Genomic DNA, 22,521 nt, shown 5'->3' on the forward strand with positions numbered 1-22,521 from the left:
GCGGGACCGGCTCGGTGTGCTGCGGGACCGGCTCGGTGTGCTGCGGGACCGGCTCGGTGTGCTGCGGGACCGGCTCGGTGTGCTGCGGGACCGGCCGTACGCGCTGGTGGCGTTGCTGAACACCGTGCTGTTGCTGCGGCTGCCGCTGCTGAGCCTGGTGCTGCCGCTGTGGATCACGCGGCGGACCGACGCCCCGGCGTGGCTGGTGTCGGCGCTGTTCGTGCTCAACACCGGTGCGGTGATGCTGTTCCAGGTGCGGGCCGCCCGGCGGGTCACCGGGGTCGCCTCGGCGAACCGGGCGCTGCGGCACGCCGGTTGGGTGATGCTGGCGGCGTGCGCGGTGTTCGCGCTGTCGGCGGGGGCCACGCTGTGGGCGGCCGTCGGGTTCCTGGTGCTGGGCGCGGTGCTTCAGGTGATCGCCGAGATGGGGCAGTCCGCGGCGTCCTGACAGCTGTCGTTCGACCTGGCGCCCGAGGGGCGGGTCGGTGAGTACCAGGGCCTCTTCGGCACCGGGGTGACCGTCGCCCGCACGCTCGGCCCGCTGGTGCTGACGGCGCTGCTGGTGGAGTGGGGCACGCCGGGCTGGCTGCTGCTGGGCACGGCGACGGTGGCCGCGTCGTACGCGATGGGTCCCGCGTCACGCCGGGCCGCCGCGGCGGCGGTGCTCCGGGCCGAGGTCAGGACGCCGGCACCAGGGGAGCGTTGTCCCGCCACTTGAGCATCTTGTCGAAGCTCACCACCGCCCCGCCCCGGCCCGGCTTGTTGCCGATGTGGACATGGTCGGCGAGCTCCTCGATGAGCCACAGGCCCCGCCCGTGCTCGGCGTCCGAGTGGGCCGGCCGGGCCGCGGAACGCGCGAAGCCCGGCCCCGTGTCGGCCACCTCGATACGGCACTTCTCGCCGTCGAGGTAGGCGGTGACCCGGTACGCCTCCGAGGTGCCCCCCTCGGCGGTCCCCCCGCCGCCGTGCTCGACGGCGTTGGCGCAGGCCTCGGTCAGGGCGACCGACAGGTCGTAGGAGACATCCGGATCCACCCCCGCGGTCTCCATGGTGCCGAGCAGCAGACGCCGGGCGAGCGGGACGCTCGCGGCCTCGCGCCGCAAGTGGAGTGACCACCAGATGCTCATGCTCCAGCCTCCTGGCCGCGGCTCGACATACCGATACCTATTGCCACGAGTGCCCGAACGTAAGCGTTCATTCAGCGTGATGCCGCCCATATGGGGGATGTGCCGCGCGTGCCATTCGGTGTATGTGAGGCGGGAAACGGCCGGAGGGGAGCTGTCCGGCCAGAAGGTGATCTTCCGGATCGTAGGCCGCGTACGGAATCTTGCGGACCTGCCGTATGGCGGCCACAAGGCCAGTGCGATGATGGGCCCGCCATGTCTGCCCCCCACGCGCGCGCGATGCGCTCCGGAGCCCGGCTCCGGATCCTGCGGGCCGCGGTGTTCGCCGCGGTCTGCGTCGTGCTGTCCGGGGCCGGACACGCCTTCGCCTCGTGCGCCGCGGTACCGCTGTGGGCGCTGGGCGCGGGCTTCCTGGCCGTGCTCGCGGTGGCGGCGCCGCTCGCCGGGCGCGAGCGCACCCTGCCCGGGATCGCGGCCCTGCTGACGGTCGGGCAGACGGTGCTGCACACCCTGTTCGGACTGGGCCAGCACGGTACGGCGGTCATGTCCGCCCCCGCCGGGAGCGACGCGGCACTGGTCGACCGGGCCGCGCGGCTGCTGTGCGGGACCACCGCGGCGGCGCTCAGCCCCGCTCAGGCCCAGCGCATCCTCACGGACGCGCGCCTGCTGCCGAGCGGCGGCCCGGGCGCGGGTGCCGGTGCCGGTCTGCACACGGCGCACGACCCGGCGGACGCCCTGTCCACCACGGCCGGTTCCTCCGCGTCCCTGCTGCCCTCGCTGCCGATGCTGCTCGGCCACGTCCTCGCGGCGCTGGCCGTCGGCTGGCTGATGCGCCACGGCGATCTCGCCCTGCTGCGGCTGGTCCGCCTGTCGGCGCACGGGGTCGCCGAGGCGGCGCTCGTACGTTCCCTGCGCGGGGCGCTCGCGCTGGTGCGCGCGCTGCGGGCCGGGCTTCCGGGCGCGCCCGTGGCGGGTCCGCGACCGGCGCGCGCCTCTTCGCCCGCGCCCCCTGAGCTCCGTACCACCGCACTCCAGCACACGGTGATCCGGCGCGGTCCGCCCGCCGGCGCGCTCGCCCTCGCCGCCTGACGCGACCGCACCACCCGGGGATCCTCCGCGATCCGGTAGGAGGGCCGGCCGCGCTCCGCGGCACACGCGTGTGCGCAGATCACCGCCGTCCGCCGGGACACACTCCGGTCCGCCGGGACACACTCCGGTCCGCCGGGACACACTCCGGTCCGCCGGGACAACCTCCCGTCCTCCGGGACAACCTCCCGTCCTCCGGGACACGCTCCGGTCCGCCGGGACAGCTCCGGTCCGCTGTGACGTGCTTTCCCGTGACCGGTGGTCACCTGCGCGCGCTCGTATCCCTCTTCATCACCGGATCACCGGATCCCCAGAAGTCCCGAAGTGGAGTGCTTGCTGTCATGAAGGTTTCCCGTATCGCCGCCGCCGGCGCCGTCGCCGGCACCGCCGTCCTCGCCCTGTCCTCCCCCGCGCTCGCGCACGTCAGCGTCCAGCCGGAGGGCACCGCGGCCAAGGGCGGCTACGCGGTCGTCGACTTCAAGGTGCCCAACGAGCGCGACAACGCCTCCACCACCAAGGTCGAGGTCAACTTCCCCGCCGAGCACCCGCTGTCCTCGGTGATGCCGGAGGAGATCCCGGGCTGGACGGTGAAGACCACCAAGTCGAAGCTGGCCAAGCCTCTGGAGGTGCACGGACGGCAGATCACCGAGGCCGTCACCAAGGTGACCTGGACGGCGAAGAGCGGCGGCATCAAGCCCGGCTTCTTCCAGAAGTTCCCCGTGAACATCGGCGCCCTGCCCGAGGACGCGGACGAGCTGGTGTTCAAGGCGATCCAGACGTACTCCAACAACGAGGTCGTGCGCTGGATCGAGGTGCAGCAGGGCGAGGAGGAGCCTGAGAACCCGGCGCCGGTGCTCACGCTGTCCGCCGCCGAGGAGGACGGCCACCACGGCTCGGGCGCCGCCACCGTCGAGCCGTCCGACGAGCCGTCCGAGGAGTCCTCCGACGACGCCGGCCAGGCCGCCGCCCACACCTCCGCCTCCGCCGAGGACTCCTCCGGCGACGACTCCGACACCACCGCCCGTGTGCTCGGCGTCGTGGGCATCGTCGTGGGCGCCGCCGGTGTCGCCTACGGCGTCCTCGCCGGACGCCGGCGCTCCGCCTGACCCACCCACACCGGTGGGCGCCGGGACCTCGCGGGTCCCGGCGCCCGCCGGAGCACTCACCTCCGGGACATCTCTCCATGCACTCCTTCCGCAACAACAAGCTCGCCGCCGCCGCGCTGCTCGCCGTGGCCTCCCTCACCCTGACCGCGTGCGGCGGGGACGACGACAGCGCCACCTCGCCCGTCTCCGTGGTCTCCGAGGAGCCCGGCGCCGACAAGGCCTCCACCGTTCTGTCGGAGAACCCGTTCGAGAAGCCGGACATGGTGCTCACCGACACCAGCGGCAAGCCGTACGACCTCCGCAAGGAGACCGCCGGCAAGCCCACGCTGATCTACTTCGGCTACACCAACTGCCCCGACGTGTGCCCGCTGACGATGAACAACATCGCCGTCGCCAAGAAGTCGCTGCCCAAGGCCCAGCAGGACCAGCTGCGGATCGTGTTCGTCACCACCGACCCAGAGCGGGACACGCCCGCGGCGCTCGGCGCGTGGCTCAAGGGCATCGACCCCCAGGTCGTCGGCCTCAGCGGCGACTTCGCCACCGTCCAGGCCGGCGCCCGCACCCTCGGCATCACCATCGAGGCGCCGAAGAAGGAGAAGGGCAAGGTCGTCTCCATGCACGGCACCCAGGTCGTCGCCTTCTCCCCGAAGACCGACGCCGGGTACGTCCTCTACGGCGAGGACGCCACCGTCGACGACTACACCGAGGACCTGCCGAAGCTGATCAAGGGGGAGAACCCGTGAGGCGCCCCCTGGTCACGGCCGGCGTGCTGCTGCTGACGCTGACCGGCTGCGGCGGCGGCGAGTCCGCCGGGCCCGAGCTGTCCGTCAGCGGCGCCTACATGCCCCAGCCGGTCTCCGACATGGCGGCGGGCTTCCTGACCATCGCCAACAAGGGCGACGAGGACGCGAAGCTGACCGAGGTCACCAGCGACCTCGGCGAGGTCACCGTGCACGAGAGCGACGGCGGCGCCATGCGCGAGGTCGCCTCCCTCGACGTGCCCGCCCACGGCACCCTGGTCCTGCGCAGCGGCGGCAGCCACCTGATGTTCGAGAAGCTCCCGCAGAAGCCGCGGGAGGGGCAGACCGTCCAGGTCACGCTGCACTTCACCGGCCTCGACCCGGTCGAGGTCGACCTGCCGGTCAAGCCGGCCACCTACCGTCCCACGTCCGGGAACTGAGGGGGAGACCACCTTGACGCAGGCCATCGCCCCACGCGCGCGCACGCTGGTGCTGCTGCTCCTCGCCGTCGCCGGCGCGCTGCTGGCCGGAGCCGCACCGGCCTCCGCACACGCCGCGCTCACCGGCAGCGACCCCCGGCAGGGGGCGGTGGTCGACCAGGCCCCGCAGCAGGTCTCGCTCACCTTCTCCGAGAGCGTGTCCCTCTCCGACGACGCGCTGCGCGTGTTCGACCCCAAGGGCAAGCGCGCCGACACCGGCAGGGCCTCGGGCACCGGCGGGACGACGTACGCCGTGAAGCTGCACCCGGGGCTGCCCGACGGCACCTACACGGTGACCTACCAGGTCGTCTCCGCCGACAGCCATCCCGTCTCCGGGGCCTTCACCTTCTCCATCGGTGCGCCCTCCTCGACGGCCGTCTCCGTCGACAGCCGGGCGGCCGCCGGCGAGGGCCTGGTCGGACGGCTCTACGGACTCGGGCGCTTCGTGTCGTACGCCGGGTTCGTCGTCCTGGTCGGCGGCTGCGCGTTCGTGCCGGCCTGCTGGCCGCGCGGCGCCGGGGTGCGGGCCGTGCAGCGGCTGGTCGTCTCCGGCTGGGTCGCCCTGACCGCGGCCACGCTGACGCTGCTGCTCCTGCGCGGCTCGTACACCACCTCGTCGGAGTTCGGCGACGTCTTCGACCTGGACCTGCTCGGCCAGGTGCTGCAGACCAAGACCGGAGCCGCCCTGGTGTCCCGGCTGCTGCTGCTCGCGGCGGCCGCGCTGTTCCTCGCCGTGCTCTTCGGGGCGTACGACCGCCGGGAGGGGCAGGAGAAGCGGGACCTGGTGTTCGGGCTCGGGGTCGGCGGCGGTGTCGTGGCCGCCGGGCTCGCGGCGAGCTGGGCGATGGCCGAGCACGCCTCGACCGGGCTGCAGCCGGGCCTCGCCATGCCGGTCGACGTCGTCCATCTGCTGGCCGTGGCCGCCTGGCTCGGCGGGCTGTGCGCGCTGCTGGTCTCGCTGTACCGGGCGCCGGTGGAGACACCGCTGGGCCCGGCCGCCGTACGCCGCTTCTCCCGTGTCGCCTTCGGCAGCGTGGCCGCGCTGGTGGCGACCGGGGTCTACCAGAGCTGGCGGCAGGTCGGCTCCTGGTCGGCGCTGACCGGCACGCGCTACGGGCAGCTCCTGCTGGTGAAGACCGGGCTCGTGGTGCTGCTGGTGGGCCTGGCGTGGATCTCCCGGCGGTGGACCTCCCGGCTGGCGCAGGCGCCGGTCGAGGCGGAGCGGATGGCCATGGCGGCCGGAACGCGGCAGGGCGAGGGCCCCGCCGCGGCCGAGCGGGGAGCCACAGCGGCTGCCGCGTCGGACGCCCGGGACACCGTTACCGAGGACGCCGGTCCCGAGCGGGGAGCCGTAGCGGCTGCCGCGTCGGACGCCGGGGGCACCGTTGCGGGCACCGCCGCGACCGAGCGGGGAGCCGTAGCGGCTGCCGCGTCGGACGCCCGGGACACCGTTGCCGAGGACGCCGGTCCCGAGCGGGCCGCTCAGCTCGCGCGGCAGAGGGCCGCCGCCGAGGCCGCGCGGCGCAAGCAGGCCCGGGACGCCGACCCGCGGCGGTTCGGGCTGCGGCGCTCGGTGCTCGCCGAGGCGGCCGTGGCGGTCGTCGTGCTGGCCGTGACCACCATGCTGACGTCCACCGAGCCGGGCCGTACCGAGGAGGAGGCCGACGCCGCCAAGGCGTCGGCGGCGCAGGTCTCGGCGTCCGGCACGCTCACGCTGGACATGCCGTTCGACACCGGCGGCGAGGACGGCAAGGGCGTCGTCCGCATCGACCTCGACCCGGCGCGGGTCGGCGGCAACGAACTGCACGTCTACGTCGAACGGCCCAACGGCCGCGCCTTCGACGTCCCCGAGGTGAAGCTGTCCCTCACCCTCGAGTCGAAGGGCGTCGGGCCGCTGCCCGTCGTCCCGGATCACATCACCACCGGACACTGGGCGGCGAGCGGGGTGCAGATCCCCATGGCCGGCGACTGGAAGGTCGCCGTGACCGTGCGGACCTCCGACATCGACCAGGCGACCGTGGACAAGAACGCGAAGATCGGCTGAACCACCATGGCTGACCAGTCCATTCCCCAGGCCAGGGCCTCCGTGGAGGCGCCCCCCGCTCGGCAGGCCGCGACCGGCGAGGGCGTCTCGCGCCGCACCCTGCTCGCCACCGCAGGGGCGACCGGGCTCGCGCTCGGCGCGGCCGGCGGTGCCGTCGGCTACGCGGCCGCGCCCGCCGAGGCGGCCCCGCTCAGCTCGGTGGGGGCCGGGCGGGCGATGTTTCACGGGAAACATCAGCCCGGCATCACCGACCCGCTCCAGTCCCGCGGTCATCTCGTCGCCTTCGACCTGGCCCCCGGCGCCGGGCGCAGGGAGGCCGCCGCGCTGCTGCGGCGCTGGTCGGACACGGCCCGGCGACTGATGGCGGGCGAGCCCTCCGCCCAGGACGACACGGGCATCGCGCGGGACGCCGGCCCCTCGTCCCTGACCGTCACCTTCGGCTTCGGGCACAGCTTCTTCGGCCGTACGGGCCTTCAGCAGCAGCGCCCTGTGTCCCTGGATCCGCTGCCGGACTTCTCCTCCGACCGGCTGGACAAGGCGCGCAGCAACGGCGACCTGTGGGTGCAGATCGGCGCGAACGACGCCCTGGTCGCCTTCCACGCCCTGCGCGCGATCCAGAAGGACGCGGGGTCCGCGGCCCGGGTGCGCTGGCAGATGAACGGCTTCAACCGGTCGCCGGGCGCCACCGCGCATCCCATGACGGCCCGCAACCTCATGGGCCAGGTCGACGGCACACGCAACCCGAAGCCGTCCGAGCCCGACTTCGACCAGCGGATCTTCGTGCCCGCCGCCGGCTCCCCGGGTGCGAAGGACCCGGAGTGGATGGCGAACGGCTCCTACGCCGTCGTACGCCGGATCCGCATGCTTCTCGACGACTGGGAGCAGCTGTCGGTGAAGGCGCAGGAGGACGTCATCGGGCGCCGCAAGGCGGACGGGGCTCCGCTGTCGGGTGGCTCGGAGAAGACCGAGATGGACCTGGAGAAGGTCGACGCCGAGGGCAACCTGGTGGTGCCGATCAACGCGCACGCGCGGATCAGCCGGCCGGACCAGAACGGCGGTGCGGCGATGCTGCGGCGGCCCTTCTCCTTCCACGACGGCATCGACGCGGACGGGGTGCCGGACGCGGGCCTGCTGTTCATCTGCTGGCAGGCCGATCCGCTGCGCGGCTTCGTCCCGGTGCAGCGCAAGCTGGACCGCGGGGACGCGCTGTCGCGGTTCGTCCGGCATGAGGCGAGCGGGCTGTTCGCGGTGCCGGGCGGGGCGGCCGAGGGGGAGTACGTGGGGCAGCGTCTCCTGGAGAGCTGAGGGCTGAGGATCGAGGGCTGCGGGTGGTGGGCCGAGGGCCGAGGGCGGAGGGCCGAGGGCGGAGGCCCGAGCCGGCTCGGCGGCGGCTTTTGGGCTTTCGGGTTTCAAACCACCCTTACGAGCGGTTGTGCCGAGACGGGCCCGCCGGGCGGCTCTGCGGCCATTAGGGTGAGGACATGCCAGCGAGCTATGCGTATCTCGGCCCCGAGGGCACCTTCACCGAAGTCGCCCTGCGCACGCTCCCGGAGGCGGCGACCCGGGAGCTGGTCCCCTATGTGTCCGTGCAGTCGGCGCTGGACGCGGTGCGCACCGGGGAGGCCGAGGCGGCGTTCGTGCCGATCGAGAACTCCGTCGAGGGCGGCATCACCACCACCCTCGACGAGCTGGTCGCGGGCGCGCCGCTGATGATCTACCGCGAGGTGCTGCTGTCGATCACCTTCGCGCTGCTGGTCCGGCCGGGCACCAAGCTGTCGGAGATCAAGACGGTGTCCGCGCACCCGGCCGCCCAGCCGCAGGTGCGCAACTGGCTGAAGAACAACCTCCCGGACGTCCACTGGGAGTCGGCCGCGTCGAACGCGGACGCCGCCCGGCTGGTCCAGGAGGGCCGGTACGACGCCGCGTTCGCCGGTGAGTTCGCGGCCGCCCGCTACGGCCTGGAGCCCCTGGAGACGGGGATCCACGACGCGGAGAACGCGCAGACGCGGTTCGTGCTGGTGGGGCGCCCCGCCCGGCCCGCCGCGCCGACGGGGGCCGACAAGACGTCGGTGGTGCTCTGGCAGCGCGACGACCACCCGGGCGGGCTGCGCGACCTGCTCGGCGAGTTCGCCACGCGCGGCATCAACCTGATGCTGCTGCAGTCCCGGCCGACCGGCGCCGGCATCGGCAACTACTGCTTCTGCATCGACGCCGAGGGCCACATCTCCGACCGGCGGGTCGCCGAGGCCCTGATGGGGCTGAAGCGGATCTGTCTGGAGGTCCGCTACCTGGGGTCCTACCCGCGCGCGGACGCCGGCGCGGGGGACGTGAGCGCGCCGCGGCAGGGGACGTCGGACGAGGAGTTCGTCGCGGCGGCCGACTGGGTGGCCCGCTGCCAGGACGGCCGTTTCTAGTCCCGCCCGTCCGTTTCTCGTTCCACCCCTCCGTTCCTCGTCCCGCCCGGTCTGATTTTCGTTATCCACAGAAGTTATCCACAGGTCCGCTTCTCGACCTGTGCACAAGTCGACAACGAAGCAGCATGCAGTCGACAAATCGCCCTATGTGGATCAAGTGCGTCCACCCGGACGTACGTCACCCTTCGTCCACTCGTTTCCTTTGATCAATCCTTTGGGGCGACGCATTTCCACTCGAAGGTGGGCCTAAAGAAGGTTTGCCCAGGGAATCGCAGGGGGCGACAGCGCTTAGCGGAGTGATCAATTCCGACATCCACAGATCTTCCACACAGCCTGTGGATAACTTTCGGCAATCGCGCGCCCCTGTGGACAAAGCCGGGCCCGGGCTGCCTCAAGTCCCGTTCTCCGCAAGGGGATCCGGTCAACGGAGCGCCCGGGGTGTGCCCCGTCCCAGGGAGTGAGACACTCTTTATTGACAGCCCCCGACACGAGCGGCAATTCCCCCATAACGGTACGTAAGCCGTGGGTCGGAATAGTGAGTCGTGGCCCGTCATCCGTCCCCGGTAGCCTTGAGCACGTGATTGACCTTCGCCTGCTCCGTGAGGACCCCGACCGTGTGCGCGCGTCCCAGCGTGCCCGTGGAGAGGACGTCGAGCTCGTCGACGCTCTCCTGTCTGCCGACGAGCGGCGCAGGTCGTCCGGCGTCCGCTTCGACGAGCTCCGTGCCGAGCAGAAGGCGCTCGGCAAGCTGATCCCCAAGGCCACCGGCGACGAGAAGGCCGAGCTGCTGAAGAAGGCGAGCCAGCTGGCCGCCGACGTCAAGGCCGCCGACGCCGCGCAGCACGAGGCCGACGAGGAGACCAAGCGTCTGGCCATGGCGCTCGGCAACCTCGTCCACCCCGACGTCCCGGTCGGCGGCGAGGAGGACTTCACCGTCCTGGAGACGCACGGCACCATCCGCGACTTCGCCGCCGAGGGCTTCGAGCCCAAGGACCACCTGGAGCTCGGCGAGGCGCTGGGCGCCATCGACGTCGAGCGCGGCGCCAAGGTGTCCGGCTCGCGCTTCTACTACCTGACGGGTGTCGGCGCCCTGCTGGAGCTGGCGCTGGTCAACGCGGCCATCGCCCAGGCCACCGAGGCCGGCTTCATCCCGATGCTGACCCCCGCGCTGGTCCGCCCGCGCGCCATGGAGGGCACCGGCTTCCTCGGCCAGGCCGCGGAGAACGTGTACCACCTGGAGAAGGACGACTTCTATCTCGTCGGCACCTCCGAGGTCCCCCTCGCCGCGTACCACATGGACGAGATCATCGACGCCGACCAGCTGCCGCTGCGCTACGCCGGCTTCTCGCCGTGCTTCCGCCGCGAGGCGGGCACCTACGGCAAGGACACCCGCGGCATCTTCCGCGTCCACCAGTTCGACAAGGTCGAGATGTTCTCGTACGTCGCTCCGGAGGACGCCGAGGCCGAGCACAAGCGGCTCCTGGAGTGGGAGAAGCAGTGGCTGACCGGCCTGGAGCTGCCCTTCCAGGTGATCGACGTGGCCTCGGGCGACCTGGGCGCCTCCGCCTCCCGCAAGTACGACTGCGAGGCGTGGATCCCCACGCAGGGCAAGTACCGCGAGCTGACCTCGGCCTCCAACTGCGACAGCTTCCAGGCCCGCCGCCTGTCGGTGCGGGTGCGTGACGGAAAGCAGGTCAAGCCGCTGGCCACGCTCAACGGCACCCTGTGCGCCGTCCCGCGCACCATCGTGGCGATCCTGGAGAACCACCAGCAGGCCGACGGCTCCGTGCGCGTGCCCGAGATGCTGCGCCCGTACCTCGGCGGCCGCGAGGTGCTGGAGCCGGTGGCCAAGTGACCTCCGGGTTCCCCTACCGGCTGATCGCCACCGACCTCGACGGAACGCTCCTGCGCTCCGACGGGTCGGTCTCCCCGCGCACCCGTGACGCGCTCGCCGCGGCCACCGCGGCGGGCGCCGCGCACATCGTCGTCACGGGGCGTTCCGCGCCCTGGACCCGGCACATCCTGGAGGACCTGGACTACCAGGGCCTCGCGGTGTGCGCGCAGGGCGCGCAGGTCTACCACGCCGGGGAGAACCGCCTGCTGACCTCGGTCACGCTGGACCGGCAGCTCGCCGGTGTCGCCCTGGCCAAGATCGAGGCGGAGGTCGGCCCGCTGCACCTGGCCGCCAGCCGTGACGGTCTCGACGGCGACGTGCTGGTCGGGCCGGGATACGCGCTCAGCGGTGAGCTCCCCGGAACCCCGTTCACGGACGCGGCCGATCTCTGGTCGGCCCCGCTGAACAAGATCTACATACAGCACCCGGAGTTCTCCGACGACGAACTGGCGGAGGTCTCCCGCCAGGCCGCGGGCGGTTTCGTCAACGTCGCGATGGCGGGCGCGGGCATCGTCGAGCTGCTGCCGCTCGGTCTGTCCAAGGCCACGGGGCTGTCTCTGGCGGCCCGCCGCCTGAAGGTGAAGGCCGCGGAGACGATCGCCTTCGGCGACATGCCCAACGACATCCCGATGTTCGCCTGGGCCGGGCGGGGTGTGGCGATGGCCAACGCCCATGAGCAGCTGAAGGCGGTGGCGGACGAAGTGACGGCCTCCAACGAGGAGGACGGCATCGCGGTCGTCCTGGAGCGGCTGCTCCGCTAGCGGGCCGCCGCCTCGGGTTTCCGCGTCAAGGGTGCCGTCAGGGCAGGTAGCGGGCCAGCGCCAAGTACGAACCGGCGTCCCCGGCGACCACGATCCGGCCGTCGGGCTGCACCAGGACGTCGCGTCCGTGGTCGGCCACCCCGACACTGAAGTCGGTGACCACCTTGCCGTCACCGTCGAACCCGGTGTCCAGGGAGCCGTCCGTGTTGTAGCGCGTCAGCGCCCAGTCACCGCCGCGGCTGCCGGCGGCGACCAGCTTGCCGTCGGACTGGAGCGCCAGATCGTGCGCGCGGGCGGCGGCCGCGAACGGCGTCGTCGCCTTGCCGTCACCGTCGAACCCGGTGTCCAGGGAGCCGTCGGAGTTGAGCCGGGCGAGCGCGAACCGGCTGATGCCGCCGGAGGGAGTGACGTACCCGGCGACCGCCATGTCCCCGCCCGGGATGAGGACCAGCCCGTATCCCTGGGCCTCTCCGCCGAAGCTGACGACCCGCTTGCCGTCGCCGTCGAACCCTGTGTCGAGGCTGCCGTTCGTGTCGTAGCGGGCGAGTGCGAAGGCCGGCCGGTAACCGGGGTTGCCGAGTCCGACCCCGCCGGCGACGACGATCCTGTCGTCGGGCTGCACCGCCACGTCCTGGGCGATCGAGATGTCACCCCCCGAGAAGTGCGTGGTCAGCCGGCCGTCCCCGCTGAAGGTGGGGTCCGGGTCGCCGTCGGCGTCAAAGCGGGCCACCGCGATGTCACCGCCGGACTGGCCGACGGCGACGATCCTGCCGTCGGACTGGACGGTGACCGCGTAGGCGTCCGCGGCGCCGCCGTCGCCGAAGTCGGCGATCGTACGACCGCCGTCGCCGAACTCTGTGTCCAGATCCCCGTCGGACTCGAAGCGGGCCACCGTGAACCAGCAGCAGTCCTCGGACCCGGGCCGTTGCGAGATGCCGACGACGACAATCTTGCCGTCAGGTTGCAGTGCGAGACCGCGGGACACTTCCTCGCCCTGCTGGAAGTCGGTGGTGACGACCCCCTGGTTTCCGAAGTCGGTGTCCGGGGTGCCGTCGGGGTTGTACCGCTCCATCGCGAAGTCGGGGCCGGTGCCCTCGCCGTAGAAGCTTCCGACCACGACCAGCTTGCCGTCGTCCTGTACGGCGAGACCGTGCCCTTCCTCCGGCGCGTAGATGATGTCGGGGGTGACCACTCTTCCGTTGCCGCCGAACGAGGGATCGAGGTCGCCGGAGGCGGCGTGCGCGGGACCGGGCGAGGCGAGCAGGAGCGCCAGCGCCGCGGCGGCCGCGGCACCGGCCCGGACCGGCAGCCGACGAAGGCGATGAAGACGGCCGCGGAGAGGGCCATGAGGAGGGGAGATCATGTCCGCACATGCTAGAAGCGGCAAAACCTCCCGTACCGGAACGCGCTGACCATACGGCCGTACGGGTGCTCTCTCGCCCGGCATCCCCCGGCCAGGCAACCCCGTGCGGCACATACGCTCATACTTCGGTCCGACCGTTCCTGCACCGGCCGGCCGACGCCGTGACTACGGGAAGCCCGCCAGGCCTCGGTGGGTACGTCTCGCGGAGGATGCACGGATCGAACGTGCGCGGGGTTTCCCCCGACCACGGCTTAGCAAGCCGGTGCCTTGCCACTCGGCCAATCCTCCGGGTGGGCGGCCTCACGCGAGTGGGATTCGCGTGCTCGAAGCGGCCGCCCCGGGCAACAGCTGCGATGGCTCGACGGTGGGGTAACTACACCGGAGCCTGCCGCCGGCTGCCCTGTCGGGAGCTCGGCGTACTGCCGTGCATGGACATCGCCTCACCCCTCTCCCGGTTCGTGGCGCCCGGCCCGTGAAGTCGGGCACCAACCACTTTGCCCTGTGGGCGAGTTGGACGCCACCGAATAAGACAGGCGTACGACGACCGGCTAGCGGCGCCGCCTCCACCGGCGCCGGGCCCTGGCGAAGAACCAGCCCGCCGGCGGTTCGTCGGAGCGCCACGGCTGGGGCTCGGGCTCCTCCTCACGCCAGCGGGCGGCGAGCATGCGGGCACGGGCGGACGGCTCGGTGGTCTCGGCGGCGCGGACGAAGTCCTCGTCCAGGACGAGGTCGTCCCACGCTCCACCGGGCTGTTCACGACCGTCGTGCTCAGCGTCTGCCATCGCCGTCCTCCCAGGCGTACGTCCCCCGTGGCGCCCTGGCGGCGCCCGAGCACCGACGGCGAGGAGGCCGTGGTGCCCGTCGTGTCCACTGTGCCCGGACGGGGGTGAAGTCCCCGTCAGTGAGCGGCGCGTCTACTCCTCGCCCGCCAGCGTCAGCGACCGCAGCTTCTGCCCGGCGTACCAGGTGGCGAGCACGGTCACCGCGACCAGCAGCACCGTCGCCGTGGTCAGCCCGACGTCGGAGGTGACGAGCTCACCGCCGGAGACCTTGTGGGCCACGGCCAGCGACCACTGCTGGACGCTGAGGGTGCGTGCCCCCGGCACCAGGGAGCCGAACAGGGCCTCCCAGACGAGCGCGTAGACGAGCCCGAAGACCACCGCGTGCCGCGACACCGTGCCGAGGAGCAGGAACAGGGCCGCGTAGGCGATGGAGGAGACCAGCGCGGCGACCGTGTAGGCGACGGCTATCTGCTGGCCGTTGCCGTTGAGGATGAACCCGGCGACGAAGGTCGGCAGTGCGGAGAAGACCATCGTCACCGCGATCGCCACGATCAGCTTGGTGAAGATGATCGTGGGCCGTTTCACCGGCTTGGACAGCAGGTAGACGACCGAGCCGTCGTCGATCTCCGGGCCGATCGCACCGGTGCCGGCGATGACGCCGATGATCGGCACCATGGTGGCGAGCGCGAGCCCGCCCAGCAGGTCGGACGCGGTCTGGTCGTCGGCTCCGGCGAGGCCGCGCACCACCACCGAAATCCCGATGAGCAGCAGCGGCAGCGCGCCGAGGACGAGGGCCCGGCGACGGCCGAGCAGGGCTCGATAGGTGAGCCGGGCGACTGTGGGGTCGTACATCTTCGGCCTCCTACGCCGCGACCAGGTAAGAGAAGACGGACTCGAGCGACTCGTCGGACGGCGAGACCGTCAGCAGCCGGATGCCGTGGTCCCGGGCCACCTTCGGCAGCAGGGCCGTGAAACGGCCGAAGTCGACGGCCTGGATGCGCAGGGCGCCCTCGGCGTGGTCGACCTCGATGCCGGACGTGGACGGGTCGGCGATCAACGCGGCCGCGAGGGCGCGGTCGTCGCTGGAGCGCACGAGGTAGCGGTGCGGGCGGTCCGTCATCAGACGGCGGATCCGGCGGAAGTCACCGCTGGCCGCGTGCCGGCCGGCGACGACGACCTCGATGTGCCAGGCGAGCTGCTCGACCTCTTCGAGGATGTGGGAGGAGAACAGCACCGTGCGGCCCTCGTCGCCCATGCGGCGCAGCAGGTCCATCAACTGCATGCGCTGGCGCGGGTCCATGCCGTTGAACGGCTCGTCGAGCAGCAGCAGCGAGGGCTCGTGCACCAGGGCGCTGGCCATCTTCACGCGCTGGCGCATGCCCTTGGAGTAGGTGGAGATCTTGCGGTCCTGCGCGTACTCCATCTCGACCGTGGCCAGCGCCTTCTGGGCCGCCTTGGCACCCAGGCCGTGCAGTTCGGCGTTGGCGACGACGAACTCCCGGCCGGTGAGGAAGTCGTACATCGCCTCGCGCTCGGGGACGATGCCGATGTGCCGGTAGATGGCCTCGTTGCGCCACACCGGCTGTCCGTCGAGGGTGACCGTGCCGGTGGAGGGGGCGAGGAAGCCGCCCATCATGTTGATGAGGGTGGACTTCCCGGCGCCGTTGGGGCCGAGCAGGCCGGTGACGCCGGGGCCGATGGTCATGGTGATGTCGTTGACGGCGACCACGTTGCCGAACCAGCGGGAGACGTGGTCGATCTTGAGGGTGGTCACAGGCCCACCTTCTTGTAGCGGCGGATCAGGAGGCCGTAGGACGCGGCGATCAGGCCGAGGGTGAACAGCACGTACACCGCGCCCTCCGCGCCGGACGGGCCGGCGCCTCCGGGGAAGGAGGAGGAAGCGCCGAGGAAGGCGGTCTGCACGCCGTCGATGAGGGTGACCGGCGAGAACAGTCCGATCCAGGCGATCGCGTCACTGCTGTTCTGGAGCTCGGCTATGCCCTGGAGGGCGGAGACGGCGCCGTAGGAGATGGTGAACACCGCGATGACGGCGGCGATGCCGAAGCCGCGGCGCGGGGTGACGGAGGCGATCACCAGGCTCAGCCCGGCGAAGAGCAGCGAGAGCAGTGCCACGGACACGAGTCCCTGCCCGAATCCTTCTGTCTGGTCGGTGAAGTCCAGCTTGGCGAGCAGCGCGCCCACATAGAGCACCAGCAGCGGGGCCGCGGTGAGGATGAACAGCGCCGAGGCCAGGGCCGCGTACTTGGCGCGGACGTAGTCGGCGGTCTCGATGGGCCGCGAGAAGTACAGCGGGACCGTCTTGAAGCGCAGGTCCCGCGACACGGACTGGGGCGCCTGCGAGGCGACGTACAGGCTGATGACGGCCTGGAGGAAGATCGCGTACTCCGTGTAGTCCACCGGCAGCTTGCTCGCCTTGGTGGCGACCGCGACGGCGACCATGATGGCCGCGGGGACGCACATCACCACGAACAGCAGCATCGGCAGCACCTTGGACTTCACCGAACGGCCGAGGCCGTAGGCGCCGCGCAGGGACTGCGAGTACAGGGAGCGGGTGGCGTAGGAGCGGCCCAGGCGGGGGCCGTCGTAGGAGCGGTAGCCGATGTTGTGGATGCGGGTCTGGTCGCCCGCTGCCAGGGGCTGGGACAGGGGCTGCTCAACTGCCATGGCCGACGGCCTCCTTTCGCTGATCGTGTTCGTCGGTGAAGACCTCGGCGATGTGGTGCCTGCGCTGTTCCATGCGCACCAGGCCGAGGCCGAGGTCGGCGACGGTGTCGCGGACCAGGTCGTAGGTCTCCTCGCCCTGCGCGGTGAGCAGCAGCAGGTGTCCGGCGCCGGGCAGGCCGCTGCCGTCCTGGACGGTGACCCCGCGCGCGTGCAGCGCCTCGCGCACCGCGCGGGTGCCGTCCGGGTGCTCGTCGGTGTCGGTGACCTCGATCGCGAGGGTGGTGGTGATCTGGGTGAAGTCGGTGGTGGAGCTGGAGCGCAGGAGCTTGCCGCCGTCGATGACGACGACGTGGTCGCAGGTGCGCTCCAGTTCGCCCAGCAGGTGGGAGGTGACCAGGACCGAGATGCCGAAGTCGGTGTGGATGCGCCGGATGAGGCCGAGCATCTCGTCCCGGCCGACCGGGTCGAGGCCGTTGGTGGGCTCGTCCAGGAACACCAGCTGAGGGTCGTGCACCAGGGCCTGGGCGAGCTTGACGCGCTGCTTCATGCCGGTGGAGTAGCCGCCGATGGGGCGGTAGCGCTCCTCGTACAGCCCGACGTGCCGCAGGGTGTCCGCGGTGCGCTCACGGGCGGCGGTGGGCGGCAGGCCGGACATGCGGGCCATGTGCACGACGAACTCGGTGGCCGAGACGTCGGGCGGCAGGCAGTCGTGCTCCGGCATGTATCCCACGCGCTCGCGGATCGCGGCGCCCTCGGTGGCGACGTCGAGTCCGAGCACGGCGGCACGGCCCTCGGAGGCGGGGGACAGGCCCAGGAGAATCTTGATGAGCGTGGACTTGCCGGCGCCGTTGGCTCCGACGAGTCCGGTCACACCGGCTCCGATGTCCACGGACAGCCGGTCGAGCGCGGTCACCCTGGGGAACCGCTTGCTCAGGCTTTCGGTCGCGATCACAGTCACGTCTTCGACAGTAGTGACGCGCGCCACGGACGTCGTCAGACTCCAGAGCCGTCTTGGGGTCACCCTGGAGTCGTACGGGGAACTCAGGGTCACCCTGAGGTCGGGCGCCGCATGAGGGGCCACGTGAGGCTTATCGAGGTGACGAGGTGGCGCATCAAGGTGACGAGGTGACGCATCGAGGTGACGAGGTGGCGCATCGAGGTGACGCATCGGGCGGCAGCCTCCCTATTGACGCCGCCTCTAACAAGGTGCGAGATTCGGCGGTGTCAAGTTACGGACACGTACCGCAGTCAGTGTGGACCGGGTGGGACGGGGCGGCATGACGACGGCAGTGGCAGACGAGATCTCCGCGGAACTCCGCGGATTCAGGACGGTGCAGCGGCTGGCCTACGAGTGCGCGGAGGCGGTGGCGGCCCAGCTCGAGCCCGGTGTCACCGAGCGCGAGGCGGCCCGGATGCAGCGCGCGTGGCTGCGCGAGCGCGGCGTGAAGGACTGGTTCCACCTGCCCTTCGCCTGGTTCGGCGACCGCACCGCGTTCACGAACTTCCGCATCCCGCTGCAGTTCTTCCCCACCGACCGCGCCCTGGAGCCGGGCATGCCGTTCATCCTCGACATGGCCCCCGTCTACGAGGGCTGCACCGCGGACATCGGCTACTCGGGCTCCCTCGGCCTCAACCCGGTGCAGGACCGGCTCATGGACGACCTCAAGGCGCACCGCGAGCTGATCCTGCGCGAGGTGCGCGAACGCCGCTCGCTGCGCGAGATCTACGAGGACGTGGAGCGCCTCATGGTCCGCCAGGGTTACGCCAACCGGCACCGCGCCTACCCCTTCGGGGTGATCGCGCACAAGGTCGACCGGGTCAAGGCCCGCCGCTTCTCGCCGCACGTCTTCGGCTTCGGCACCCAGTCCCTCAAGGGGCTCGCGTCCGACGCGTTGCACGGCCATCGTGAGGGATGGTCGCCGCTGTGGTCGCCGTACCGTTTCTCCGATCACCCGCCGCAGCCGGGCCTGTGGGCGGTCGAGCCCCATCTCGGTTTCCGGGGGACCGGCGCGAAGTTCGAGGAGATCCTGGTCGTCACCGACTCGCGGGACCCCGAGGAGAGCGCCTTCTGGCTGGACGACGATCTGCCGCACGTGCGGCGCTGGGCGGAGGAGAAGTGACCATGCTCGAAGGCGCGCGTGAGCGCTGGGTGCGGACCGGCGGCGTCGAGCTGTGCGTCGCCGAACTGGGTGACCCGGAGCAGCCGACGGTGATGCTCGTGCACGGCTACCCGGACAGCAAGGAGGTGTGGTCCGAGGTCGCGCCGCGCCTCGCCGACCGCTTCCATGTCGTCCTCTACGACGTCCGCGGCCACGGCCGGTCCACCGCCCCGCAACCCCTGCGCGGCGGGTTCACGCTGGAGAAGCTGACGGACGACTTCCTGGCCGTCGCCGACGAGGTGAGCCCCGACCGGCCCGTGCACCTGGTCGGCCACGACTGGGGCTCGGTGCAGTCCTGGGAGTTCGTCACGGTCGAGCGCACCGAGGGACGGATAGCCTCCTTCACCTCGATGTCCGGCCCGTCCCTCGACCACTTCGGCCACTGGATCAAGCAGCGCGTGAAGCGCCCCACCCCGCGCCGGGTCGGCCAACTCCTCGGCCAGGGCGCCAAGTCCTGGTACGTCTACCTGCTGCACACGCCCCTCCTGCCCGAGCTGGCCTGGCGCGGCCCCCTCGGCAAGCGCTGGCCGCGCATCCTGGAGCGCGTCGAGCGGGTGCCCGCCGGCGGCTACCCGACCTCGTCGCTGCCCCAGGATGCCGCCCACGGCGCCTGGTTGTACCGGGACAACGTCCGCGCACGGCTGCGCAGGCCGCGCCCGGACGCCTACGCACATGTGCCCGTGCAGCTCATCACCCCGCAGGGTGACGCGTTCCTCTCCGAGCGGCTCTACGACGGACTGGAGCTGTGGGCGCCGCAGCTCACGCGCCGCACCCTGCCCGACAAGCACTGGATCCCCCGCACCCGGCCCGAGCAACTGGCGAACTGGATCACCGAGTTCGTCAGCGGCGTCGAGGGCGGCCGAACGGAGGTGGCGGCGACCGGGTGCCACTTCGACCGGTTCGGCGGCCAGTTGGTCCTCGTCACCGGTGCGGGCAGCGGCATCGGCCGCGCCACGGCGTTCGCGTTCGCCGAGGCCGGGGCCCGTGTCATCGCCGTCGACCGCGACGCGGAAAGCGCCGCTCGCACCGGGGAGTTGGCCCAGCTGATCGGCGCGCCGACCGCCTGGGCGGAGACCGTCGACGTGTCCGACGCGCAGGCGATGGAGAAGCTCGCCGAGAAGGTCGCGCTGGAGTACGGCGTGGTCGACGTGCTCGTGAACAACGCCGGCATCGGACTGTCCGGCTCCTTCTTCGACACCAGCCCCGAGGACTGGAAGAAGGTCCTCGACGTCAACTTGTGGGGCGTCATCCATGGTTGCCGCCTCTTCGGACGGCAGATGGCCGAGCGCGGCCAAGGCGGCCACATCGTCAATACGGCGTCCGCGGCCGCGTTCCAGCCTTCACGCGCGCTGCCCGCGTACTGCACCTCCAAGGCGGCCGTGCTGATGCTCAGCGAGTGCCTGCGCGCCGAACTGGCGGGCCAGGGAATCGGGGTGAGCGCGATCTGCCCCGGACTGGTGAACACCGGCATCACCTCCACGGCACGCTTCGTCGGAGTCGGCGAGGAAGAGGAGAAGCGCCGGCAGAAGAACACCGCGCGGCTGTACGGGAGGCGCAACTACCCGCCGGAGAAGGTCGCTCAGGCGATCCTGCGGGCCGTGGTGCGCAACGAGGCGGTTGTCCCGGTGACCCCAGAGGCGCGCGGCGCACACGCTTTGTCTCGTTTTGCTCCAGGGCTGTTGAGGCGGCTGGCTCGCGTGCAGCCGAAGCTCTGACGGACAAGCAGAGCAAGCGTGGCCGGTGTTGCCCAACGCCCACCCTAAGCCCAAGACTTCGCGAACTACCTCAGACCGGCCACGGGTTGTCCACAGTTAAGTCAAGTGGACTGTGGATAAACCGAGTTGCTTGTGGATCAAACCTGGTCCGCAAAACTCGTCGCGTGATCCGCGTCTCGGTCGTCATGCTGAGGCCCATGGACGAACAACGCACCGTGAAGGTGTCGAAGTACCTCTCCAAGCATCTCCGCCACCAGCCGGAGCGGATCGGGCTGACGCCGGACGAGGGCGGCTGGGTGGAGATCGACGCCTTGATCGAGGCGGCCGCCGCGCACGGGTTCCGCTTCACGCGCGAGGAGCTGGACCATGTGGTGGCCGCGAACGACAAGAAGCGCTTCGCCGTCGAGGGCACCCGCATCCGCGCCAGCCAGGGCCACAGCATCGAGGTCGACCTCGGCCTCGCGCCGGCGACCCCGCCGCCGTACCTCTATCACGGCACCGTGGCCCGCAACCTGGACGCGATCCGCGCCGAGGGGCTGCGGCCCATGAACCGCCACGACGTGCATCTGTCCCCCGACCGGGAGACCGCCACCCGGGTCGGCGCCCGCCGTGGACGCCCCGTCGTGCTGGCCGTGGACGCGGCTGCCATGCACCGGGACGGCCATGTCTTCCACGTCAGCGCCAACGGGGTGTGGCTGACCAAGGCCGTGCCGCCGCGGTATCTGCGGTTCCCCTCGGCGCACTGAGCGGTTGCCGGCGCCGCGCTGAGCGGTTACTCGCTTCGCACAGAGCGGTTTTCCGCGCCGCACGGAGCGGTGCCCCGTCGCACGGAGCGGTGCCCCGTCGCACTGACAAGCGTGATCAATGGTCTGCGGGTGGTTCCCCGGTCGCGTTCCGTGACTGTTTCACGTGAAACCGGGCGGCCACATACGCTCGACGCATGAGTCTGCGTCTGAGCACTGTGATCCTTCCGTACCGCCGGTGGCACGAGGGAAGTCGTGAGGCATGGCAGCGTGCCGAGGAACTCGGTTTCCACACCGCCTACACCTACGACCATCTGTCCTGGCGCACCTTCCGGGACGGGCCCTGGTTCGGTGCCGTACCGACGCTGACCGCGGCCGCGGCGATCACCGAGCGACTCCGTCTGGGCACGCTCGTCACCTCGCCGAACTTCCGGCACCCCGTGACGCTGGCCAAGGAGCTGATCTCCCTCGACGACATCTCCGGCGGCCGGCTCACCCTCGGCATCGGGGCGGGCGGCACCGGCTTCGACGCCACCGCGCTCGGCCAGGAGCCGTGGACCCCGCGCGAGCGGGCCGACCGGTTCGGAGAGTTCGTGCCGCTGCTGGACCGGCTGCTGACCGAGGAATCGGTGTCGTACGAGGGCGACTACTACTCGGCGCACGAGGCGCGCAACATCCCCGGCTGTGTGCAGCGGCCCCGGCTGCCCTTCGCGGTGGCCGCGACCGGCCCGCGCGGGCTGAAGCTGGCCGCGCGGTACGGCCAGGCCTGGGTGACGACCGGTGACCCCAAGCTGTACGAGACCGGCACGCCCGAGCAGTCGGTGCGAGCCATCCGGGAGCAGACCGAGAAGCTGGCCGACGCGTGCGCGTCCATCGGGCGGGACGCGGACCAGCTCGACAAGATCCTGCTCACCGGCTTCACCCCGGATCGGGGGCGTCCGCTGGAGTCGCTGTCGGCGTTCGTCGACTTCGCGGGACGCCACCGGGAGCTGGGCTTCACCGAGATCGTGATCCACTGGCCCATCCCGGACTCGGTCTTCGCCGCCGACCAGAAGGTGTTCGAGCAGATCGCGATGGAGGCGGCCGCGGAGCTGGGCTGAGTCGGAGCGGGGCGGCCGGCTTGGCGGCCGGGTCGGGCTGGGTCCGGAGCGTATCTGAACCGAGCGAGGGCTGTGTCCGAAGGCGTCTTCGAACTGGGCGGGGCTGCGTTCGGGCCGGGCTGTGTCCGAAGAAGGCGTCTTTGAACTGGGCCGGGCTGTTTCCGGGCCGGGCTGTTTCCGGGCCGGGCTGTTTCCGGGCTGGGCTGTTTCCGGGCCGGGCTGTTTCCGGGCCGGGCTGTTTCCGGGCCGGGCTGTTTCCGGGCCGGGCTGTTTCCGGGGCGGGGCCGTATGCGGAGCCCGGCCGAGCCAGGCCATCGGCCCGTCCC

General features: G+C 71.5%; 21 protein-coding genes, 1 tRNA gene and 1 pseudogene. 15 read left to right on the plus strand and 8 right to left on the minus strand.

From position 1 onward, the window contains the following. Together ACIGXJ_RS10330 and ACIGXJ_RS10335 are read left to right on the plus strand one after the other, a co-directional pair. Window positions 1-448, plus strand: a pseudogene (locus ACIGXJ_RS10330) (hypothetical protein); the annotation flags it as partial. Between the two features lie 66 nt (window positions 449-514). Further along, window positions 515-718 (plus strand): hypothetical protein, encoded by a 204-nt coding sequence (locus ACIGXJ_RS10335; protein ID WP_399642924.1) that lies wholly within the window; start codon window positions 515-517, stop codon window positions 716-718. Here the strand turns inward: ACIGXJ_RS10335 and ACIGXJ_RS10340 are convergent. Next, complete coding sequence (locus ACIGXJ_RS10340) at window positions 678-1,127, minus strand: ATP-binding protein (protein ID WP_399642925.1); 450 nt, start codon at window positions 1,125-1,127, stop codon at window positions 678-680. The genes ACIGXJ_RS10335 and ACIGXJ_RS10340 overlap by 41 nt on opposite strands. A 252-nt stretch (window positions 1,128-1,379) precedes the next feature. Between ACIGXJ_RS10340 and ACIGXJ_RS10345 the strand changes: the two genes are divergently transcribed. From ACIGXJ_RS10345 to ACIGXJ_RS10385, 9 genes are all read left to right on the plus strand, one after another. Next, complete coding sequence (locus ACIGXJ_RS10345; RefSeq protein ID WP_399642926.1) at window positions 1,380-2,213, plus strand: hypothetical protein; 834 nt, start codon at window positions 1,380-1,382, stop codon at window positions 2,211-2,213. A gap of 338 nt (window positions 2,214-2,551) precedes the next feature. Next, on the plus strand, window positions 2,552-3,316 hold the full coding sequence (locus tag ACIGXJ_RS10350) for a YcnI family protein (protein WP_399642927.1): 765 nt from the start codon (window positions 2,552-2,554) through the stop codon (window positions 3,314-3,316). Between the two features lie 77 nt (window positions 3,317-3,393). Continuing rightward, window positions 3,394-4,059, plus strand: a complete 666-nt coding sequence (locus ACIGXJ_RS10355) for an SCO family protein (RefSeq protein ID WP_399642928.1) — start codon at window positions 3,394-3,396, stop codon at window positions 4,057-4,059. Next, complete coding sequence (locus ACIGXJ_RS10360) at window positions 4,056-4,496, plus strand: copper chaperone PCu(A)C (RefSeq protein WP_399642929.1); 441 nt, start codon at window positions 4,056-4,058, stop codon at window positions 4,494-4,496. The genes ACIGXJ_RS10355 and ACIGXJ_RS10360 overlap by 4 nt, the downstream gene beginning before the upstream one ends. Before the next feature lie 13 nt (window positions 4,497-4,509). Beyond that, the gene (locus tag ACIGXJ_RS10365; RefSeq protein WP_399642930.1) at window positions 4,510-6,579 is read left to right on the plus strand and encodes a copper resistance CopC/CopD family protein; all 2,070 of its coding nucleotides are present in this window, start codon (window positions 4,510-4,512) and stop codon (window positions 6,577-6,579) included. Between the two features lie 6 nt (window positions 6,580-6,585). After that, on the plus strand, window positions 6,586-7,884 hold the full coding sequence (efeB, locus tag ACIGXJ_RS10370; protein ID WP_399642931.1) for an iron uptake transporter deferrochelatase/peroxidase subunit: 1,299 nt from the start codon (window positions 6,586-6,588) through the stop codon (window positions 7,882-7,884). Window positions 7,885-8,060: 176 nt separating this feature from the next. Then, a complete protein-coding gene (gene pheA / locus ACIGXJ_RS10375; protein WP_399642932.1) occupies window positions 8,061-8,993 on the plus strand; it encodes a prephenate dehydratase in 933 nt (310 codons plus the stop codon). Window positions 8,994-9,570: 577 nt separating this feature from the next. Further along, window positions 9,571-10,848, plus strand: coding sequence for a serine--tRNA ligase (gene serS / locus ACIGXJ_RS10380; protein ID WP_399642933.1), 1,278 nt, complete (start codon window positions 9,571-9,573; stop codon window positions 10,846-10,848). Beyond that, complete coding sequence (locus ACIGXJ_RS10385) at window positions 10,845-11,648, plus strand: HAD family hydrolase (protein ID WP_399642934.1); 804 nt, start codon at window positions 10,845-10,847, stop codon at window positions 11,646-11,648. The genes serS and ACIGXJ_RS10385 overlap by 4 nt, the downstream gene beginning before the upstream one ends. 37 nt (window positions 11,649-11,685) lie before the next feature. Here ACIGXJ_RS10385 and ACIGXJ_RS10390 read toward each other — a convergent pair whose 3' ends face one another. From ACIGXJ_RS10390 to ACIGXJ_RS10420, 7 genes are all read right to left on the minus strand, one after another. After that, the gene (locus ACIGXJ_RS10390) at window positions 11,686-13,011 is read right to left on the minus strand and encodes a delta-60 repeat domain-containing protein (protein WP_399642935.1); all 1,326 of its coding nucleotides are present in this window, start codon (window positions 13,009-13,011) and stop codon (window positions 11,686-11,688) included. 203 nt (window positions 13,012-13,214) lie between these two features. Next, window positions 13,215-13,299, minus strand: a tRNA-Ser gene (locus ACIGXJ_RS10395). A gap of 260 nt (window positions 13,300-13,559) precedes the next feature. Next, window positions 13,560-13,793, minus strand: a complete 234-nt coding sequence (locus tag ACIGXJ_RS10400) for a hypothetical protein (protein ID WP_399642936.1) — start codon at window positions 13,791-13,793, stop codon at window positions 13,560-13,562. Window positions 13,794-13,925: 132 nt separating this feature from the next. Beyond that, window positions 13,926-14,645, minus strand: coding sequence for an ABC transporter permease subunit (locus tag ACIGXJ_RS10405; RefSeq protein WP_399642937.1), 720 nt, complete (start codon window positions 14,643-14,645; stop codon window positions 13,926-13,928). 10 nt (window positions 14,646-14,655) lie between these two features. Beyond that, the gene (locus tag ACIGXJ_RS10410; protein ID WP_399642938.1) at window positions 14,656-15,567 is read right to left on the minus strand and encodes an ABC transporter ATP-binding protein; all 912 of its coding nucleotides are present in this window, start codon (window positions 15,565-15,567) and stop codon (window positions 14,656-14,658) included. Next, the gene (locus ACIGXJ_RS10415) at window positions 15,564-16,478 is read right to left on the minus strand and encodes an ABC transporter permease (RefSeq protein WP_399642939.1); all 915 of its coding nucleotides are present in this window, start codon (window positions 16,476-16,478) and stop codon (window positions 15,564-15,566) included. Before ACIGXJ_RS10415 ends, ACIGXJ_RS10410 begins: the two co-directional genes overlap by 4 nt. Next, window positions 16,468-17,430, minus strand: coding sequence for an ABC transporter ATP-binding protein (locus ACIGXJ_RS10420; RefSeq protein WP_399643667.1), 963 nt, complete (start codon window positions 17,428-17,430; stop codon window positions 16,468-16,470). The genes ACIGXJ_RS10415 and ACIGXJ_RS10420 overlap by 11 nt, the downstream gene beginning before the upstream one ends. Window positions 17,431-17,755: 325 nt before the next feature. On the opposite strand from ACIGXJ_RS10420, the gene ACIGXJ_RS10425 reads away from it, so the two are divergent. From ACIGXJ_RS10425 to ACIGXJ_RS10440, 4 genes are all read left to right on the plus strand, one after another. Then, window positions 17,756-18,598, plus strand: coding sequence for a M24 family metallopeptidase (locus tag ACIGXJ_RS10425; protein WP_399642940.1), 843 nt, complete (start codon window positions 17,756-17,758; stop codon window positions 18,596-18,598). 2 nt (window positions 18,599-18,600) lie between these two features. Further along, window positions 18,601-20,352 (plus strand): SDR family oxidoreductase, encoded by a 1,752-nt coding sequence (locus tag ACIGXJ_RS10430; RefSeq protein ID WP_399643669.1) that lies wholly within the window; start codon window positions 18,601-18,603, stop codon window positions 20,350-20,352. 197 nt (window positions 20,353-20,549) lie between these two features. Continuing rightward, entirely contained in the window at window positions 20,550-21,098 is a 549-nt protein-coding gene (locus ACIGXJ_RS10435) for an RNA 2'-phosphotransferase (RefSeq protein WP_399642941.1), read from the plus strand. 194 nt (window positions 21,099-21,292) lie between these two features. Further along, window positions 21,293-22,195: an LLM class flavin-dependent oxidoreductase gene (locus ACIGXJ_RS10440; RefSeq protein WP_399642942.1), complete on the plus strand. Its 903-nt coding sequence runs from the start codon at window positions 21,293-21,295 to the stop codon at window positions 22,193-22,195. The last annotated feature ends 326 nt before the right edge of the window (window positions 22,196-22,521 follow it).

The sequence above is a fragment of the Streptomyces sp. NPDC053367 genome (assembly GCF_044545925.1).
Lineage (GTDB): Bacteria > Actinomycetota > Actinomycetes > Streptomycetales > Streptomycetaceae > Streptomyces.

What these genes read in the sequence shown, in the direction of transcription:
- ACIGXJ_RS10415 (WP_399642939.1), bottom strand. Translation starts at nt 16,478, where the DNA reads ATGGCAGTTGAGCAGCCCCTGTCCCAGCCCCTGGCAGCGGGCGACCAG.
- ACIGXJ_RS10430 (WP_399643669.1), top strand. Translation starts at nt 18,601, where the DNA reads ATGCTCGAAGGCGCGCGTGAGCGCTGGGTGCGGACCGGCGGCGTCGAG.
- ACIGXJ_RS10435 (WP_399642941.1), top strand. Translation starts at nt 20,550, where the DNA reads ATGGACGAACAACGCACCGTGAAGGTGTCGAAGTACCTCTCCAAGCAT.
- ACIGXJ_RS10390 (WP_399642935.1), bottom strand. Translation starts at nt 13,011, where the DNA reads ATGATCTCCCCTCCTCATGGCCCTCTCCGCGGCCGTCTTCATCGCCTT.
- efeB (WP_399642931.1), top strand. Translation starts at nt 6,586, where the DNA reads ATGGCTGACCAGTCCATTCCCCAGGCCAGGGCCTCCGTGGAGGCGCCC.
- ACIGXJ_RS10405 (WP_399642937.1), bottom strand. Translation starts at nt 14,645, where the DNA reads ATGTACGACCCCACAGTCGCCCGGCTCACCTATCGAGCCCTGCTCGGC.
- ACIGXJ_RS10355 (WP_399642928.1), top strand. Translation starts at nt 3,394, where the DNA reads ATGCACTCCTTCCGCAACAACAAGCTCGCCGCCGCCGCGCTGCTCGCC.
- ACIGXJ_RS10345 (WP_399642926.1), top strand. Translation starts at nt 1,380, where the DNA reads ATGTCTGCCCCCCACGCGCGCGCGATGCGCTCCGGAGCCCGGCTCCGG.
- ACIGXJ_RS10425 (WP_399642940.1), top strand. Translation starts at nt 17,756, where the DNA reads ATGACGACGGCAGTGGCAGACGAGATCTCCGCGGAACTCCGCGGATTC.
- pheA (WP_399642932.1), top strand. Translation starts at nt 8,061, where the DNA reads ATGCCAGCGAGCTATGCGTATCTCGGCCCCGAGGGCACCTTCACCGAA.
- ACIGXJ_RS10350 (WP_399642927.1), top strand. Translation starts at nt 2,552, where the DNA reads ATGAAGGTTTCCCGTATCGCCGCCGCCGGCGCCGTCGCCGGCACCGCC.
- ACIGXJ_RS10400 (WP_399642936.1), bottom strand. Translation starts at nt 13,793, where the DNA reads ATGGCAGACGCTGAGCACGACGGTCGTGAACAGCCCGGTGGAGCGTGG.
- ACIGXJ_RS10440 (WP_399642942.1), top strand. Translation starts at nt 21,293, where the DNA reads ATGAGTCTGCGTCTGAGCACTGTGATCCTTCCGTACCGCCGGTGGCAC.
- ACIGXJ_RS10340 (WP_399642925.1), bottom strand. Translation starts at nt 1,127, where the DNA reads ATGAGCATCTGGTGGTCACTCCACTTGCGGCGCGAGGCCGCGAGCGTC.